Genomic DNA, 14,621 nt, shown 5'->3' with positions numbered 1-14,621 from the left:
CAGCGGATGGCGTGCCTGCCGTTCCTACAGATCCCGCGCGAAAATCTGGCCGGTGAGATCCTTGCCGAAGCTGTGGTGTTGTTCTTCCTCGATCAGCGCGAAGCCGGCCTTCTCATAGATGTGGCGGGCGGCGTCGAGGCCGGCATTGGTCCACAGGATCATGCGGTGGTAGCCCAGAAGGCGGGCGTGGCGCATGCATTCCTCGACCAGCCGACGGCCGATGCCGAGGCCCCGGGCGCTGGGCTCGACATAGAGCAGGCGCAGCTTCGCCGTCGTTTCATCGTGGCGGACGAGAAATACCGAGCCGACGACCTTGCCGTCTTTTTCGGCGATCCAGCAGCGATCCGACTTCGGATCGTAGTCGTGCATGTATTTGACGACGATCTCGGCGACCAGCGCTTCGAACGCGGTGGTCCAGCCATATTCCTGCGCATAGAGCGCGCCCTGCCGGTGGATCACCCAGCCCATGTCGCCCGGCTGCGGATCGCGCAGGATGAAGCCCGGCGTGCGCTCCTCGGCAAGCAGGCTTTCGATCTCGCCCATGGCGCCCACCAGCTGCTTCTGTTCCGGCACCGAAAGCTTTTCCAGCATGGCGACGACTTCGCGCTGTGACGCATCCTCCAGGGGCTGGAAGATCGCGCGCCCCGCGTCCGTCAGCTCGAGTTGCGTGACCCGGCCGTCGGCCGGCGAACGGGTCTTTTCGATCAGCCCCTTCTTCTCGAAGCCGGTAATGACGCGGCTGAGATATCCCGCATCGAGGCCGAGTTCGCGGCAGAGGTCGCTCGCCGTCAGACCGGAGCGATGCGCCAACTCATAGAGAATGCGGACTTCGGTCAGCGAGAAGGCGCTGGCGAGCAGATGCTCGTGCAGCAGGCCCATCAGTCGGGTGTAAAAGCGGTTGAAGCGCCGCACCGTCTGGGCGCGGTCATCGATTTGCTGCGGAGACATGGGATGCCTTCATGAGTTTGCCTTGATCAGATAATTAGTTGCCTAAGGCAAGTATTGTCAAGCAGGAATGCGCCAAGGCCTGCGGGACCGCCCGCTGCCGAGCGCCGGCGCATGTGCGCCCCCTTTTGGTTTTTGCATTTGCTAATTTAGGTAGGAGATCGTTTCAGGCTGCGATAATATCGGATCGGATATCTCTTAGGTCCGGAAATCCGGAACGGGCCGCTTTTCAACGTGTTTGGCAAGCCCATGGAGCAGAGATTAGCCGCAGTGCTGGCGGCCGATATGGCCGGCTACTCCAGGCTGATGGAGGCCGACGAAGCGGGCACGCTTGCGCGGCTCCGCACCCACCGCATCGAGCTCATCGATCCCGCGATCGCCAAGAACAAGGGGCGGCTGATCAAGACCACCGGCGACGGGCTGCTGGTGGAATTCCAGAGCGTGACCGATGCGGTCAAATGCGCGGTCGAGATCCAGCAGCGCATGAAGAGGCGGAACTCCGATGTACCGGAGGACCGGCGGATCGAATTCCGCATCGGCATCAATCTCGGCGACATCATCTTCGAGGACGACGACATCTTCGGCGACGGCGTCAACATCGCCGCGCGCGCCGAGCAGCTGGCCGAGGTCGGTGGCATCTGCGTGACGGCGGCGGTGGCGACACAAGTGGCTGACCGGCTGGAATTGCCGATCGAAGATCTCGGAGAGAAGACGCTGAAGAACATCAGCCGGCCGGTGCGCCTCTACCGCGTCGGTCTCGAGGGTCTGGACCTTCCGGCCTCGACGGGGGGGAGCGAAGCGAAAAAGGGCGTCTGCAAACCGACGATCGTCGTCTTGCCCTTCGACAATATGAGCGGCGATCCCGACCAGGAGTTCTTCGCCGACGGGCTGACCGAGGACATCATCACCGAGCTTTCGCGAAGGCATGAGCTCTTCGTCATCTCGCGCAACTCCTCCTTCGTCTACAAGAACCAGTCGGTCAACGTGCGCGAGGTGGCCGCCAGCCTCGGGGCGCAATATCTGGTGGAAGGCAGCGTGCGCAAGATCGGCGAGCGGGTGCGCGTCACCGTCCAGTTGATCGACGCGGTCAACGACGCACACATCTGGGCCGACAAATACGACCGGCAGCTCGATGACATCTTCGCCATTCAGGACGAGGTGACGGCGGCGATCGCCGCGACCGTGCCCGGTCGGCTGGAGGCCGCCCAGCGCGACCAGCTTTCGCGCACCAAGCCGGCCAACATGGCCGCCTATGAATGTGCGCTTGCCGCCAAGGTGCTGCATCACCGCAGCAGTGCCGACGACAACAGGCAGGCGCAGGCGTTGATCGACCGTGCCGTTTCGCTCGATCCCGGCTATGCCCACGCCCATGCCTGGCGCGCCTGCATCCTCGGGCAATCCTGGGTCTACGGCTGGTGTGCCGACAAGGAGGCGACCTGGGCCGAGGTCAATGCCGAGCTCGAACGGGCGCTTGCGCTCGACGACAACGACGCCGACGTGCATCGCATCCTTGCCGCCGTCAACGTCAACACCAACGAACTGACGACCGCGCGCTATCACCAGGAGCGGGCGCTGTTCCTCAACCCCAATTACGACCTCGTCGTGGTGCAGCAGGGCGAACTCTTGACCTGGCTCGGCCGGCCGGAGGAGGGAGCGGAATGGATCCTGAAGGCGATGCGCCTCAACCCGCACCACCCGGAACGCTTCTGGAGCCACCTCGGCAAGGCGCATTTCGCCGCGCGCCGATATGGCGAGGCGATCGAGGCCTTCATGCACCTGACCTCGATGGACGAGACCCAGCACGCCTTCGTCGCCGCCTGCCACGGCTGGCGCGGTGATGCGATTGCGGCGGGCGCGCATATCGGCAAGGTCAAGGCGCTGGCGCCGAGCTTCGAGATCGAGACCTTTCTGGCGACCATGCACTATGCGCAGGAGGAGGACCTGCAGCATCTGCGCGAGGGGCTGGTGAAGGCGGGGGCGGGGTGAAAAGCGGGCCCGCGCGCTCAAGGCCCGCGCGTGGACGCAAGCACGGATCCGGAGGCGAGGAGGATGCGTTTCCGCCCCTGACAACGCAATTGCGGAGCCTGCTGCACCGTCGGGAGAGGTGGCTATGGAAGCAGTTCGCGCAGAACGGCGGCTGGTGGCCATTCTTGCCGTCGACGTTGTCGGCTACTCGCGGCTGATGGAGGCCGACGAGGCCCGTACGCTCGCAGCCATCAAGGCGTGGCGTTGCGACATCTTCGATCCCCTCATGCAGGACTACCACGGCCGCATCGTCAAACTGATGGGCGACGGTGCGATCGTCGAATTCGGCTCCGTCGTCGATGCCGTCGCCTGTGCGGTCGCGTCGCAAAACAGGGTTGCGGCGCGCCAGGCGGATATCCCGCGCGAGCATCGGCTGCTGCTGCGCATGGGCATCAACCTCGGCGATGTCGTCGTCGAGGGGGATGATCTGCTCGGCGACGGCGTCAACGTCGCAGCCCGCCTCGAGCAGATGTGCGAGCCAGGGGGCCTGTTCGTCTCCGGCACCGCCTTCGACCACCTGCAGGGCAAGTTCGAACTGCCGCTGGAGTTCATTGGCGAGCATCACGTGAAGAACATCCAGCGGCCCGTCCGCGTCTACCGGGTGCAGTTCGACGGAGATCTCAAAAGTCGGCGCTTCACCTTCGAGACCCTTCGCGGCTGGCCCGTTGCGGCTGCGCTGGCCGTGATCGTTGCGACCGGCCTTGCCGCGACGTGGCTGGTGCAGAGGCGCGAGAGCGTCGAGCCCGCGTCCGTTGCGCGGAGCGCCTTGCCGCTGCCGCAGACGCCCTCGATCGCGGTGCTGCCTTTCGAAAATCTCAGCTCCGATTCAGCGCAAAGCTACTTCGCCGACGGCATGACCGACGACCTGATCACCGAACTGTCGAAACTGTCGGGCATCTTCGTCATCGCGCGCAACTCGACCTTTGCCTACAAGGGCAAACCCACCAAGGCGCAGCAGGTGGGGGCGGAACTGGGCGTCCACTATATCCTTGAGGGCAGCGTCCGTCGGGAGGGAAACCAGGTTCGGGTCAATGCCCAATTGATCGACGCGATCGACGGGCACCACCTGTGGGCCGAGCGCTATGATGGGGAAATGAGCGGCGTGTTCGGGCTGCAGGACAAGGTGATCGGACAGATCGTCTCGACGCTCTCCGTGAAGCTGACGAGTGCCGAAAAGAACGTGGCGGCGGTGCCGGAAACGACGAACCCGAAGGCCTACGATACCCTGTTGCGCGGCTGGGAGCATCTTCGCCGCGACAGCGAAGCGGAAACGGTCGCAGCTTCCGCATTTTTCCAGAAGGCGATCGTGCTCGACCCGCACTATAGCCGCGCCTACGCGTCGCTGGCGGCGGCAAACTGGCGGGCGAGCATCCTGTCCTGGGATTATTCCCGCAGGGAGGCCGCGTCCAGGAACCTCGCCAGAAATCTCGCAAAGGCGATGGAGAGGCCGACGCCGCTTGCCTATGCCGTCTCGGCGCAGGTGCTTGCGCAGCAGGGGCGTTACGACGAAGCCTTCGCCGCCATCGACCGAGCGATGACGCTTGCGCCCAACGATCCCGACAACCATGTCGGCATGGCGCGGATCCTCAACGCGACAGGACGCGCGACGGAGGCGGAACAGGAGGCGCGCCTGGCGATGCGGTTCGATCCTCACCCGACGCGGGCAACGCTGCGCATGCTCGCCGTCTCGCTGTTTTCTCAAGGCAAGTACGACGAGGCCGCCGCCACTTACGAGCGGGTGCTCGAGAAAAGCTCCGAACTCTTGGGGGATTACGCCACGCTGACTTCGAGCTACGGACATCTCGGCCGCACGAGCGACATTCAGAGGCTGGTCGACCAGTACAACAAGCTGGCGGCGTCCTCGCTGGGAGATCCGCTCACCGTCCAGGAAAGCGCCTATGACTGGTATGGCAGCGCCTTCAGCTACCACAGACCCTATATCGCGCGGCTGCAGGAGGGACTTCGCAAGGCCGGATTGCCGGAAGGGGCCGGCACGGACCTTGCCTTCGACGACTATGCCAAGTTCATGACGCTGACGAAGGGCGAGCTCAGCGTCGAGCGAACGATAAAGGTCGACGTTGCGGAAGTGAAAGCGCTGCTTGCGCGCGGCGTCACCTTCATCGATGTGCGGGCGCCGCTCACCTATGACATTGGCCATCTCCCCAAGGCCGTCAATCTGTCGCTGCTGACCGCGCTATCGAAGGAAAGCCTCGCCAAGGTGGTGGGAAAGGCAGACGAGGTCGCCTTCTATTGTCAGGGCCGAAACTGCACCCATGCCGCCTATGCGTCCGCCAAGGCGATCGCCTGGGGCTACACCCGCGTCTACTATTTCGCCGGCGGATTTCTGGAGTGGGATGACGAGGGCTACCCGCTCGTGATCGAGGTCGGCAAGTAGCAAGCGGCCGAACCCTCGGGCGCCTTGAGCACCGTTGCGTCCATCAGCCGACAGTGCCTGTCCGGTCCCCGTTCGATCGAAGCCCACTGCCCGTCTCCTCAAATCGCGCTCGACTTTAGGACAAAGACAGGCAGCAATTTAAAGATCGCTGCGGGGCAGCTTAACCTCAAGAGGACGTAGCTCGAAGCGCCTCTGTCATTCCGCCAGGCGTTGGCTGCGCCGTCACGTCATTCGCTGCCAAAGGTCACCAAGGCGGCCTACACGCCCGTGCGTTGTGTGCAGCGGTCACTGGACAACCGGTTATGCGCGCGCCAATGATTGCGGTATGGACGAGACAATCATTCAGGCGCACAAGCATAGCGCGAACCATCGAGCGGAAATCGAAGCGAGCCCGCCCTGCGGATGCTTCTATTGTTGCGAGATCTTTCCGGCGGCCGAGATAAACGAATGGATCGACGATGACACAACGGCGATCTGTCCTCGTTGCGGCATCGATTCCGTCATCGGCAGTGGCTCAGGCTTTCCCGTGACGACGGTCGAATTCCTGGCGCGGATGAGACGCTATTGGTTTTGAGCGTCGCGCCGTCCGCCCTGAAGCGGGGCGCAACGCGACGTAGACTTCAGCCTGTCGCCATCAAGGCCCAGCTCGCTTGCCGGGCATCGATGGCGGCTCCTTGCCGCGATCTTGGTCGGATCAGGCCTCAGGCTCGTGGCAGACAGCCTCGATGTTGTGGCCATCCGGATCGAAAACGAAGGCGGCGTAGTAGTTGGCGTGGTAGCGCGGGCGCAGGCCCGGCGCGCCGTTGTCCCTGCCGCCGGCCGCAAGGGCTGCGCTGTAGAAGGCGTCGACCTGCTCACGGGTCGTGGCCATGAAGGCGAGGTGAAGATGCGCCGGCGTTTCCTCGGTCTGGTAGAGGCACAGCGACGACTTGCCGTCCGTGCTCATCTCCACGCCATGCGCGCCATGATCGACCACCGAAACGCCGAGCGGTTCGAGCGTCTTCAGGTAGAAGTCGAGGCTTGCCGCATAGTCGCGGACACCGAATTTGACGTGGTCGAACATCGCGTTCTCCTGTGTGCGGGTTTGACGTGCGCTGGCGAGGCGGCGCATTTGCGGCCGGGATTGGGCTGATACCCCGATGGCCTGTTGCAGGCAACCGTAGGTCCTAGGGGGCGCATCGGTATGCGCTCGGGGCCTAGCCTCTTGCCGCGCGGCGCGTCACACGGTGCAGACCTCCCGCACGCAGGCCCGCAACCAGCGGTGCGCCGGGTCGGTGTCGAGGCGGGGGTGCCAGAGCAACGAGATGGTGATTTCGGGCAGGGCGACGGGCAAAGGGAAGGTGACGAGGTTTTCGCGCAAGCTTCCGGTGTAGCGCTCAGGCACGCTGGCGACGAGGTCGGTGGCACGGACAAGCGCCAGGGCCTCGGAGAAGCTGCCTACGGAAGCGGTGATCTTGCGGCTAAGGCCGAGGGCCTGGAGGGCAGTGTCGATCGGGCCGACGTCGTTGCCGCGGCGCGAGACATGGATGTGGTGGCCTTCGGCGTAGCGGGCGGGCGTCACTTCGCCTGATGTCAGCGGATGGCCCGGGCGGACCACGGCGACGAAACGGTCGTGGAAGAGGGCCTGGGCGCGAAGCTCCGGGCCCGTCATGTCGCCGACAACGGCAGTTTCGAGATCGACGGTTCCTTCGCGAAGCGGGCTGCTTTCCCGGTCGAGCTTCTGCACGAAGCGCAGGCGTACACCAGGTGCTTCGCTTGCCACACGGGCAATCAGCGCGGCGCCGAAATTCTCGACGAAACCCTCGCGGTTCCTGAGCGTGAAGGTGCGGGAAAGCGTCTTCAGGTCCAGGCTCTCGGCCGGGCGAAGGCAGGCTTCGGCCGCTTCGACGATGGGGCCGATGCGATCGCGCAGTTCCAGCGCCCTCGGCGTCGGAACGAGGCCGCGGCCGGCGCGCACCAGCAGCGGATCGGCGGTCGCCTCGCGCAGCCTTGCCAGCGCCCGGCTCATGGCCGAGGGGCTGAGCCGCAGGCGCCTGGCGGCGCGGGCGACGCTGCCTTCCGCAAGCAGCACGTCGAGGGTCACGAGCAGGTTGAGATCCGGTCTGGTCATGCCCATCCATAACACAGTTGGCTCATGATGTGGCGTCAAACGCACGAATGAAGTGCAAATGCTGCGTCTTCCGCCACATGAAGCCGAGGTCTAATTTTTCGGAGAACCGACCTTGGAGGGTTTTCCGATGATCCCATGCCCACAGATGCCCGCCCCGATTTCCCTGTCTGATCGGAAGTCGTTGCCGCATATTTTGATTCATGAAAGCGCGCCATCGCCTTGTTTCCCCGCGATTTCCCGTGCTGCAAAAGATCGGTGCGAAACCTCGCGCGCGGGAGGTGGTCGATGAGCGCGACGAAGACTGCAAACGCTCCCGCCACCGCCTCGGTTCGCTGCGTGCTCACCAGCCTGTCGCTGTCGATGCTGCTCTCCTCGCTTGGCACCAGCAGCGCCAATGTGGCGCTTCCGGCGCTGGCGGACGCTTTTGGTGTCTCGTTCCAGGCGGTGCAATGGGTGGTGCTTGCCTATCTGCTTGCCATCACCACGCTGATCGTCAGCGTCGGGCGGCTTGGCGATATCGTCGGCCGGCAGCGGCTTCTGCTTGCCGGCATCGCGCTCTTTATTGCAGCCTCGGTGCTTTGCGGCCTGACGCCCGCTTTCCCGCTGCTCGTCGCGGCGCGAGCGATGCAGGGCATCGGGGCTGCGATCATGATGGCGCTGACCATGGCGTTTGTCGGCGAGACGGTGGCGACGGAGAAGACCGGCAGCGCCATGGGCTTGCTCGGCACCATGTCGGCCATCGGCACAGCGCTCGGGCCGTCGCTCGGCGGCGCGCTGATTGCCGGGCCCGGTTGGCGGGCGATCTTTCTCGTCAATGTGCCGTTGGGGCTTCTGGCGCTCGTGCTCGCCCATCGGTATCTGCCGGCGGACAAGGGGTATGAGGGCAGGGAACGCCCACGCTTCGATGTCGCCGGCACCTTGCTGCTTGCGCTTTCGCTGGGCGCCTATGCATTGGCGATGACGGTGGGCCGCGGCAGTTTCGGCGCGCTCAATGTCGCGCTGCTTTCGGCCGCCGTTGTGGGTTCTGCACTGTTCCTGCGGGTCGAGACCAAGGTAGCCTCGCCGCTGATCCGGCCGGCGATGTTGCGTGATCCGGTTTTCAGCCGCGGGCTTTCGACCAATGCGCTGGTCTCGACCGTGATGATGGCGACGCTGGTGGTCGGGCCGTTTTATCTGTCGCGCGGGCTGGGGCTCGATGCGGCGATGGTCGGGCTCGTCCTGTCGGTCGGTCCCGTCATCTCGGCCTTCGGTGGCGTGGTCGCCGGCCGTATCGTCGATCGGCTGGGCGCGGGCTTCGTAGTCACGATCGGTCTTGCCGCGATGGTTGCGGGCTGCGCGGCGCTTGTGCTGCTGCCGGGGCTTTTTGGCGTTGCCGGTTATGTCGCGGCGATCGCGCTTTTGACGCCCGGCTACCAGCTGTTCCAGGCTGCCAACAACACGGCGGTCATGGCGGAGGTGAGCGCGGACCGGCGCGGCGTCGTTTCCGGCCTGCTCAACCTTTCGCGCAATCTCGGCCTCGTCACCGGCGCATCGGTCATGGGCGCGGTCTTTGCCTCAGCCGTGGCGGCAAGCGACATGGCCGGGGCGGCGCCAGCCTTGGTCGCCAGGGGCATGCAGGTGACCTTTGCGGTGGCTGGGCTGTTGACCGTGACCGCGCTGGCGATCGCCGTTGCGGACAGGGCGTTCAGGCGCGCACAACGGGCCGTCGCCGCGGAGCCAGCGGGAGAGCGTTGATCCCGCAAGAGGCGGGCGGGGCCGACGCGGCGCCGCTCAGCGATCGGCACCCGACCGATTGCGCCATGCCTCTGACGCGAGGCTGTAGCTCTGGTGGAGGATCTCTTCGCCCCTCGAGCGGGAGGCCTTCCGCATGGTTTTCTCAGGGCGAAAGCCGAGCTTGAGCAGCACCTTGCCGGATGCCGGATTGTCGGCCGCGTGGCCTGTTTTCAGCCTCGCGAGCCCGAGCTGCTCGAAGGCGAAGGACACCACTGCCTGCGCCGCCTCGAAGGCGTAGCCCTGGCCCCAGCTTGGCTTCTCCAGCCAGTAGCCGAGTTCGCCTTCTTCGCCGTCGATCTCGTCGAGATCGACCAGGCCGATCATGTGGCCTTTGCGCTCGATGGCAAATCGAAAGGCCGTGCCGGCGATCCATTCCTGCCGGTGCACACCGAACCAGCCGGTCATGTCGTCGGGATCGGGTGGAAACTGCGCCATGCGTAGCATCCGCGTGACGTCCCAATCCGACTGGATCTCAAAGGCGCGCTGCGCATCGGCGGGCGTTGTCGGGCGCAGCGCGAGTCGATCGGTCGTCAGCGTGACCGCAGGGCGATTTCCAGTGTTCGCCGCGGATGGGCGCATTGTCAGAGGTTTCCCCATCGATCCGCACTGATCGTCAGACACTACCGCGTTCAGGCGGTCGGCAAACGCTCGAGCCGGGCGCGAAGCGTTTCGAAATCCGGCACGAACCAGATCGAATCACCCTTGTTCGTTTCGCGCACGAAATCGGTCAGCGCCTTGCTGGCTTCGAGCCTGGTGCTGATATCGCCGACGATGGCGAGTCGCATGCGGTAGTTGACGAATTTCTGGAACACCTCGCCGGCGACGCGGGTCGAAAGATCGAGGAAATGGGGACCCAGCCGTTCGACCGGGACTGCCAGCAAGTTGGCCTCATGCGCCCAGCCGTCGCCAAGAAAATCATTGGCGTCGCCCGGTGCCGCAAGCAGAGGGCCATCGACAGCGCATCGCAGCACGCGCGCGGTTCCGATTTCGATCAGCTGTGTCATGCGCCAAGAAGTAGGCTGCAAAGCCCAGGGTTGCAAGGGCTGTTGCCTCGGGTTCTGCCGTCGGGGCAGGTTGCACTCGCCGCCGGCAGGATTGGTCCCGTATCCGCATGTCCGGCCGGTTCGGCCGAGCGGGCATAAGTCGATGTATTTCTGGAAATATATCGATATTCGCAAAAACTGATTGGCGTCCGCAAGTTATGCCGGAACGACGCGTGAGAATTTCTCGGGAATTCCGGTACCAGTTTTCTGTCAATTTGACACAGATCAATGACCCCTTCTGTTCGGCATTTACTCTGAGGCACGGTGAAAAGCTGTCATCGGCCGGTCACGGGATTGATTTTTATTTCCGGTGGCGCATCTTACCTTGGATTGTGTTGGGGGACGCAGGAATGCCGGAAGTCGTTCAGGCACAGCCGATCGAAAAGCCGCCGCGCTCGCGACGCGCGGAGCTGATTACCTTCTTCGTGCTCGCCTTCGGCATCTGGCCGATCGTCGCCGTTGGTATCGTCGGCGGCTATGGTTTCCTTGTCTGGATGCTGCAGATCATTTTCGGCCCGCCGGGCCCGCCCGGGCATTGAGGTCGAGCCATGAAGGTCGAACCTCTCTCACGCCGTGAACTCTTTACCGGCCGCGCTGCCGCAAAGCCCGTCCGCATTCGCCTGCCGGGCGTTTCGGAGCTCAGCCTTGCCGCCTGCACCGGTTGCGGCGCCTGTGCGGAGCGATGTCCCACCAGCATAATCCGTCTTTCTGACGGTCTTCCCTTCGTCGACTTTTCGGGCGGCGAATGCACCTTCTGTGGTGCGTGCGAGGAAGCCTGTCCCGAGCCGGTATTCACCGAGAAGGCCGTGCGCCGTTTCCCGCATGTCGCCGCGGTCACCGATACCTGTCTCGCGCGCCGATACATTGCCTGCCAGTCCTGCGGTGAAAGCTGCCCGGAGCAGGCGATCCGTTTTCGCCCGCGTATCGGCGGGCCGTTTCTGCCTGAGATCAACGAAGACCGATGCACCGGCTGCGGCGCCTGCCTCAGTGGCTGCCCGGTGAGTGCGATTGCAGTGAAGGCATTGGAAGTGGAGGTGGCGCATGTCTGAGGCCGCAGCGGCAAAGGCGGGTACGCCCTATCACATTTCGAGCGCCGTGGTCGCCACGATGCCGCAGAGCACCGAAGCGATCCTGGCGACGCTCGCGGGAATGGAAAACGTCGAAATCCATGGCCATGGCGGCGGCAAGATCGTCGTCGTCATCGAAGGCAGAAGCACGGGCGCGCTCGGCGAACGGCTGACACAGATCTCGCTGCTCGACGGGGTGATCTCGGCCAACATGGTTTTCGAGCATGTGGAAATGGAAGAGGAAGGGCAGGAGCCATGAGCGGAGAACTGACGCGGCGTGACATTCTGAAGGCCCATGCGGCCGGCATCGCCGCCGCCACGGCCGGCATTGCGCTGCCTGCCGCCGCACAGCCGGTGCCGGGCGGCGTCAACGCGCTGGAAATCAAGTGGTCCAAGGCGCCGTGTCGCTTCTGCGGCACGGGCTGCGGCGTGATGGTGGGCGTGAAGGAAGGCCAGGTTGTCGCCACCCACGGCGACATGCAGGCCGAGGTCAACCGCGGTCTCAACTGCATCAAGGGCTATTTCCTTTCCAAGATCATGTACGGCAAGGACCGCCTGACGACGCCGCTCTTGAGGAAGCGCGGCGGCACTTACGCCAAGGACGGCGAGTTCGAGCCCGTCAGCTGGGACGAAGCCTTCAACGTGATGGCCGAGCAGGCAAAGAAGGTGCTGAAGGAGAAAGGCCCGACGGCCGTCGGCATGTTCGGCTCCGGTCAATGGACGATCTTCGAGGGGTATGCGGCGACCAAGCTGATGCGGGCGGGTTTCCGCTCCAACAATCTCGATCCCAATGCCCGCCACTGCATGGCGTCCGCCGCCGTCGCCTTCATGCGCACCTTCGGCATGGACGAGCCGATGGGCTGCTACGACGACTTCGAGAACGCCGATGCCTTCGTGCTCTGGGGCTCGAACATGGCGGAGATGCACCCGATCCTCTGGACCCGAGTCGCCGACCGGCGTCTCGGCCAGCCGCATGTGCGCGTCGCGGTACTTTCGACCTTCACCCATCGCAGCATGGACCTGGCCGATATCCCGATCGTCTTCAAGCCAGGCACCGACCTCGTCATCCTCAACTACATCGCCAACCACATCATCACGACCGGCAAGGTCAACGAGGACTTCGTCAACAAGCACACGAAGTTTGCTCGCGGGGTCACCGACATTGGCTATGGTCTCCGGCCCGACAACCCGGTCGAGGTGAATGCCGCCAACTCCAAGGACCCCGGCAAGACCGAGCCGATGGATTTCGAGGCGTTCAAGGAGTTCGTTTCCGAATATACGCTGAAGAAGACCGCCGAGATGACCGGCGTCGATCCGGAGTTCCTGGAGCAGCTGGCCGAGCTTTATGCCGACCCGAGCCGCAAGGTCATGTCGCTCTGGACCATGGGCTTCAACCAGCATGTGCGCGGTGTGTGGGCCAACCAGATGGTCTACAATCTGCATCTTCTGACCGGAAAGATCTCCGAGCCCGGCAACAGCCCGTTCTCGCTGACCGGGCAGCCGTCTGCCTGCGGCACGGCGCGCGAGGTCGGCACCTTCGCCCATCGCCTGCCTGCTGACATGGTGGTGACCAATCCCGAGCACCGCAAGCACGCTGAAGAAATCTGGCGCATTCCGCACGGTATCATTCCGGAAAAGCCCGGCTACCACGCCGTGCAGCAGGACCGGATGCTGAAGGACGGCAAGCTCAATTTCTACTGGGTGCAGGTCAACAACAACGTCCAGGCGGGGCCGAACACCGCCAACGAGACCTGGCAGGGCTATCGCAACCCGGACAATTTCATCGTCGTTTCCGATGCCTATCCGACAATCACGGCGATGAGCGCCGACCTGATCCTGCCCGCCGCCATGTGGGTGGAGAAGGAAGGGGCCTACGGCAATGCCGAGCGGCGCACCCATGTCTGGCACCAGCTGGTGCAAGCGGGCGGCGAAGCGCGCTCGGACCTCTGGCAGATGGTGGAGTTTTCCAAGCGCTTCACCACCGACGAGGTGTGGCCGAAGGAAATCCTCGACGCTAGCCCCGAATATCGCGGCAAGACGCTGTTCGAGGTTCTGTTCAAGAACGGCGAAGTCGATCGTTTCCCGCTGACCGATGTCAGCGCCGAATACGACAACAACGAAGCCAAGGATTTCGGCTTCTACATCCAGAAGGGGCTGTTCGAGGAATATGCCACTTTCGGACGCGGCCATGGTCATGATCTGGCGCCCTATGACACCTATCACGAGGTGCGCGGGCTGCGCTGGCCTGTGGTCAACGGCCAGGAGACGCGCTGGCGCTACCGCGAGGGCTTCGACCCCTATGTGAAGCCGGGCGAGGGCGTGAAGTTCTATGGCAACAAGGACGGCAAGGCGATCATCCTTGCGGTGCCCTACGAGCCGCCGGCCGAATCCCCCGACGACGAATACGATACCTGGCTGGTGACCGGCCGCGTGCTGGAACACTGGCATTCGGGCTCGATGACCATGCGGGTGCCGGAACTCTACAAGGCGTTTCCGGGCGCGCGCGTCTTCATGAACGCGGAGGATGCCCGCAAGCGCGGCATCAACCAGGGCATGGAAGTGCGCATCGTCTCGCGCCGCGGCGAGATCCGCTCGCGCGTCGACATCCGCGGCCGCAACCGCATGCCGCCCGGCGTCGTCTTCGTTCCCTGGTTCGATGCCAGCCAGCTGATCAACAAGGTTACGCTCGACGCCACCGATCCCATCTCCAAACAGACGGATTTCAAAAAATGCGCGGTCAAGATTCTTCCCGTCACCCTCTAGGGTGGTCACGGCTGGTTCGGGCCGTTGCCAAACGGCCCGCATGGATGGCCCTTGCGGCTGGCCTTCTGATGTTCGTCACGACGGCGGCCGTCGCCCAAGTGGCGGAAAAACTGGTGCCGCAGCTCGAAGGGCCGACGCCGCAGATGGCAACGGAGGCGGCGGCACCGCTGCCGAAATGGGTGGTCGACGACAAGCGCAAGATGCGCGCCTATCCCGATCAGCCGCCGGTCATTCCGCATTCGATCGAGGGCTATGAGCTTTCGGTCAATGCCAACCGGTGCCTGTCCTGTCACAAGCGCGAGTTCACCCAGGATTCGGGCGCGCCGATGATCAGCGTCACCCATTACATGACGCGCGACGGGCAGATGATCGCCGACGTTTCGCCCCGGCGTTACTTCTGCACCGCCTGCCACGTGCCGCAGGCCGATACCAGCCCGCTGGTGCCGAGCAATTTCAAGGACATGAGCGAACTGGGCTTCAAGCCGGCCGGAAGCGAGTGA

General features: G+C 64.0%; 14 protein-coding genes. 9 read left to right on the top strand and 5 right to left on the bottom strand.

The annotated features are described in order from the left end of the window. Window positions 1-24 precede the first annotated feature (24 nt). A complete protein-coding gene (locus tag IB279_RS11720; protein WP_112771008.1) occupies window positions 25-948 on the bottom strand; it encodes a bifunctional helix-turn-helix transcriptional regulator/GNAT family N-acetyltransferase in 924 nt (307 codons plus the stop codon). 246 nt (window positions 949-1,194) lie between these two features. Between IB279_RS11720 and IB279_RS11715 the strand changes: the two genes are divergently transcribed. From IB279_RS11715 to IB279_RS11705, 3 genes are all read left to right on the top strand, one after another. Further along, entirely contained in the window at window positions 1,195-2,931 is a 1,737-nt protein-coding gene (locus tag IB279_RS11715; RefSeq protein ID WP_060516063.1) for an adenylate/guanylate cyclase domain-containing protein, read from the top strand. Window positions 2,932-3,055: 124 nt separating this feature from the next. Next, the gene (locus IB279_RS11710; protein WP_112771007.1) at window positions 3,056-5,365 is read left to right on the top strand and encodes a rhodanese-like domain-containing protein; all 2,310 of its coding nucleotides are present in this window, start codon (window positions 3,056-3,058) and stop codon (window positions 5,363-5,365) included. Window positions 5,366-5,690: 325 nt separating this feature from the next. After that, window positions 5,691-5,939: a cytoplasmic protein gene (locus IB279_RS11705; protein ID WP_112771006.1), complete on the top strand. Its 249-nt coding sequence runs from the start codon at window positions 5,691-5,693 to the stop codon at window positions 5,937-5,939. A gap of 120 nt (window positions 5,940-6,059) precedes the next feature. On the opposite strand, the gene IB279_RS11700 is transcribed toward IB279_RS11705, so the two are convergent. Both IB279_RS11700 and IB279_RS11695 read right to left on the bottom strand, forming a co-directional pair. Beyond that, the gene (locus IB279_RS11700) at window positions 6,060-6,428 is read right to left on the bottom strand and encodes a VOC family protein (protein WP_089043548.1); all 369 of its coding nucleotides are present in this window, start codon (window positions 6,426-6,428) and stop codon (window positions 6,060-6,062) included. A gap of 156 nt (window positions 6,429-6,584) precedes the next feature. Then, window positions 6,585-7,475 (bottom strand): LysR family transcriptional regulator, encoded by an 891-nt coding sequence (locus IB279_RS11695; protein ID WP_112771194.1) that lies wholly within the window; start codon window positions 7,473-7,475, stop codon window positions 6,585-6,587. 285 nt (window positions 7,476-7,760) lie between these two features. On the opposite strand from IB279_RS11695, the gene IB279_RS11690 reads away from it, so the two are divergent. After that, window positions 7,761-9,209 carry an MFS transporter gene (locus IB279_RS11690; RefSeq protein ID WP_112771005.1) on the top strand — a complete coding sequence of 483 codons (1,449 nt, stop codon included), beginning with the start codon at window positions 7,761-7,763 and terminating at the stop codon, window positions 9,207-9,209. 36 nt (window positions 9,210-9,245) lie between these two features. Here IB279_RS11690 and IB279_RS11685 read toward each other — a convergent pair whose 3' ends face one another. Together IB279_RS11685 and IB279_RS11680 are read right to left on the bottom strand one after the other, a co-directional pair. Continuing rightward, on the bottom strand, window positions 9,246-9,827 hold the full coding sequence (locus IB279_RS11685; RefSeq protein ID WP_112771004.1) for a GNAT family N-acetyltransferase: 582 nt from the start codon (window positions 9,825-9,827) through the stop codon (window positions 9,246-9,248). 50 nt (window positions 9,828-9,877) lie between these two features. Further along, window positions 9,878-10,252, bottom strand: coding sequence for a DUF4180 domain-containing protein (locus IB279_RS11680; protein ID WP_112771003.1), 375 nt, complete (start codon window positions 10,250-10,252; stop codon window positions 9,878-9,880). A gap of 389 nt (window positions 10,253-10,641) precedes the next feature. On the opposite strand from IB279_RS11680, the gene napE reads away from it, so the two are divergent. The 5 genes from napE to IB279_RS11655 are packed head-to-tail and all read left to right on the top strand — an operon-like array spanning window position 10,642 to window position 14,621. Next, window positions 10,642-10,830, top strand: coding sequence for a periplasmic nitrate reductase, NapE protein (napE, locus tag IB279_RS11675; RefSeq protein WP_034793129.1), 189 nt, complete (start codon window positions 10,642-10,644; stop codon window positions 10,828-10,830). 9 nt (window positions 10,831-10,839) lie between these two features. After that, the gene (gene napF, locus IB279_RS11670) at window positions 10,840-11,340 is read left to right on the top strand and encodes a ferredoxin-type protein NapF (protein ID WP_112771002.1); all 501 of its coding nucleotides are present in this window, start codon (window positions 10,840-10,842) and stop codon (window positions 11,338-11,340) included. Further along, window positions 11,333-11,617, top strand: a complete 285-nt coding sequence (locus tag IB279_RS11665) for a chaperone NapD (RefSeq protein ID WP_034793133.1) — start codon at window positions 11,333-11,335, stop codon at window positions 11,615-11,617. Before napF ends, IB279_RS11665 begins: the two co-directional genes overlap by 8 nt. Then, the gene (napA, locus tag IB279_RS11660; RefSeq protein ID WP_060603598.1) at window positions 11,614-14,121 is read left to right on the top strand and encodes a periplasmic nitrate reductase subunit alpha; all 2,508 of its coding nucleotides are present in this window, start codon (window positions 11,614-11,616) and stop codon (window positions 14,119-14,121) included. The genes IB279_RS11665 and napA overlap by 4 nt, the downstream gene beginning before the upstream one ends. Before the next feature lie 44 nt (window positions 14,122-14,165). Beyond that, window positions 14,166-14,621 carry a nitrate reductase cytochrome c-type subunit gene (locus IB279_RS11655; RefSeq protein WP_089043553.1) on the top strand — a complete coding sequence of 152 codons (456 nt, stop codon included), beginning with the start codon at window positions 14,166-14,168 and terminating at the stop codon, window positions 14,619-14,621.

It is taken from the genome of Ensifer sp. ENS06 (genome assembly GCF_014852205.1).
Classification (GTDB): Bacteria; Pseudomonadota; Alphaproteobacteria; order Rhizobiales; family Rhizobiaceae; genus Ensifer; species Ensifer adhaerens.
The sequence above is the reverse complement of the archived record's forward strand: the minus strand, read 5'-3'. Positions and strand labels throughout refer to the sequence as shown.

Excerpts from the sequence above, each read along its gene's own strand:
- IB279_RS11720 (WP_112771008.1), bottom strand. The coding sequence starts at position 948 with ATGTCTCCGCAGCAAATCGATGACCGCGCCCAGACGGTGCGGCGCTTC.
- IB279_RS11715 (WP_060516063.1), top strand. The coding sequence starts at position 1,195 with ATGGAGCAGAGATTAGCCGCAGTGCTGGCGGCCGATATGGCCGGCTAC.
- IB279_RS11710 (WP_112771007.1), top strand. The coding sequence starts at position 3,056 with ATGGAAGCAGTTCGCGCAGAACGGCGGCTGGTGGCCATTCTTGCCGTC.
- IB279_RS11705 (WP_112771006.1), top strand. The coding sequence starts at position 5,691 with ATGGACGAGACAATCATTCAGGCGCACAAGCATAGCGCGAACCATCGA.
- IB279_RS11700 (WP_089043548.1), bottom strand. The coding sequence starts at position 6,428 with ATGTTCGACCACGTCAAATTCGGTGTCCGCGACTATGCGGCAAGCCTC.
- IB279_RS11695 (WP_112771194.1), bottom strand. The coding sequence starts at position 7,475 with ATGACCAGACCGGATCTCAACCTGCTCGTGACCCTCGACGTGCTGCTT.
- IB279_RS11690 (WP_112771005.1), top strand. The coding sequence starts at position 7,761 with ATGAGCGCGACGAAGACTGCAAACGCTCCCGCCACCGCCTCGGTTCGC.
- IB279_RS11685 (WP_112771004.1), bottom strand. The coding sequence starts at position 9,827 with ATGCGCCCATCCGCGGCGAACACTGGAAATCGCCCTGCGGTCACGCTG.
- IB279_RS11680 (WP_112771003.1), bottom strand. The coding sequence starts at position 10,252 with ATGACACAGCTGATCGAAATCGGAACCGCGCGCGTGCTGCGATGCGCT.
- napE (WP_034793129.1), top strand. The coding sequence starts at position 10,642 with ATGCCGGAAGTCGTTCAGGCACAGCCGATCGAAAAGCCGCCGCGCTCG.
- napF (WP_112771002.1), top strand. The coding sequence starts at position 10,840 with ATGAAGGTCGAACCTCTCTCACGCCGTGAACTCTTTACCGGCCGCGCT.
- IB279_RS11665 (WP_034793133.1), top strand. The coding sequence starts at position 11,333 with ATGTCTGAGGCCGCAGCGGCAAAGGCGGGTACGCCCTATCACATTTCG.
- napA (WP_060603598.1), top strand. The coding sequence starts at position 11,614 with ATGAGCGGAGAACTGACGCGGCGTGACATTCTGAAGGCCCATGCGGCC.
- IB279_RS11655 (WP_089043553.1), top strand. The coding sequence starts at position 14,166 with ATGGCCCTTGCGGCTGGCCTTCTGATGTTCGTCACGACGGCGGCCGTC.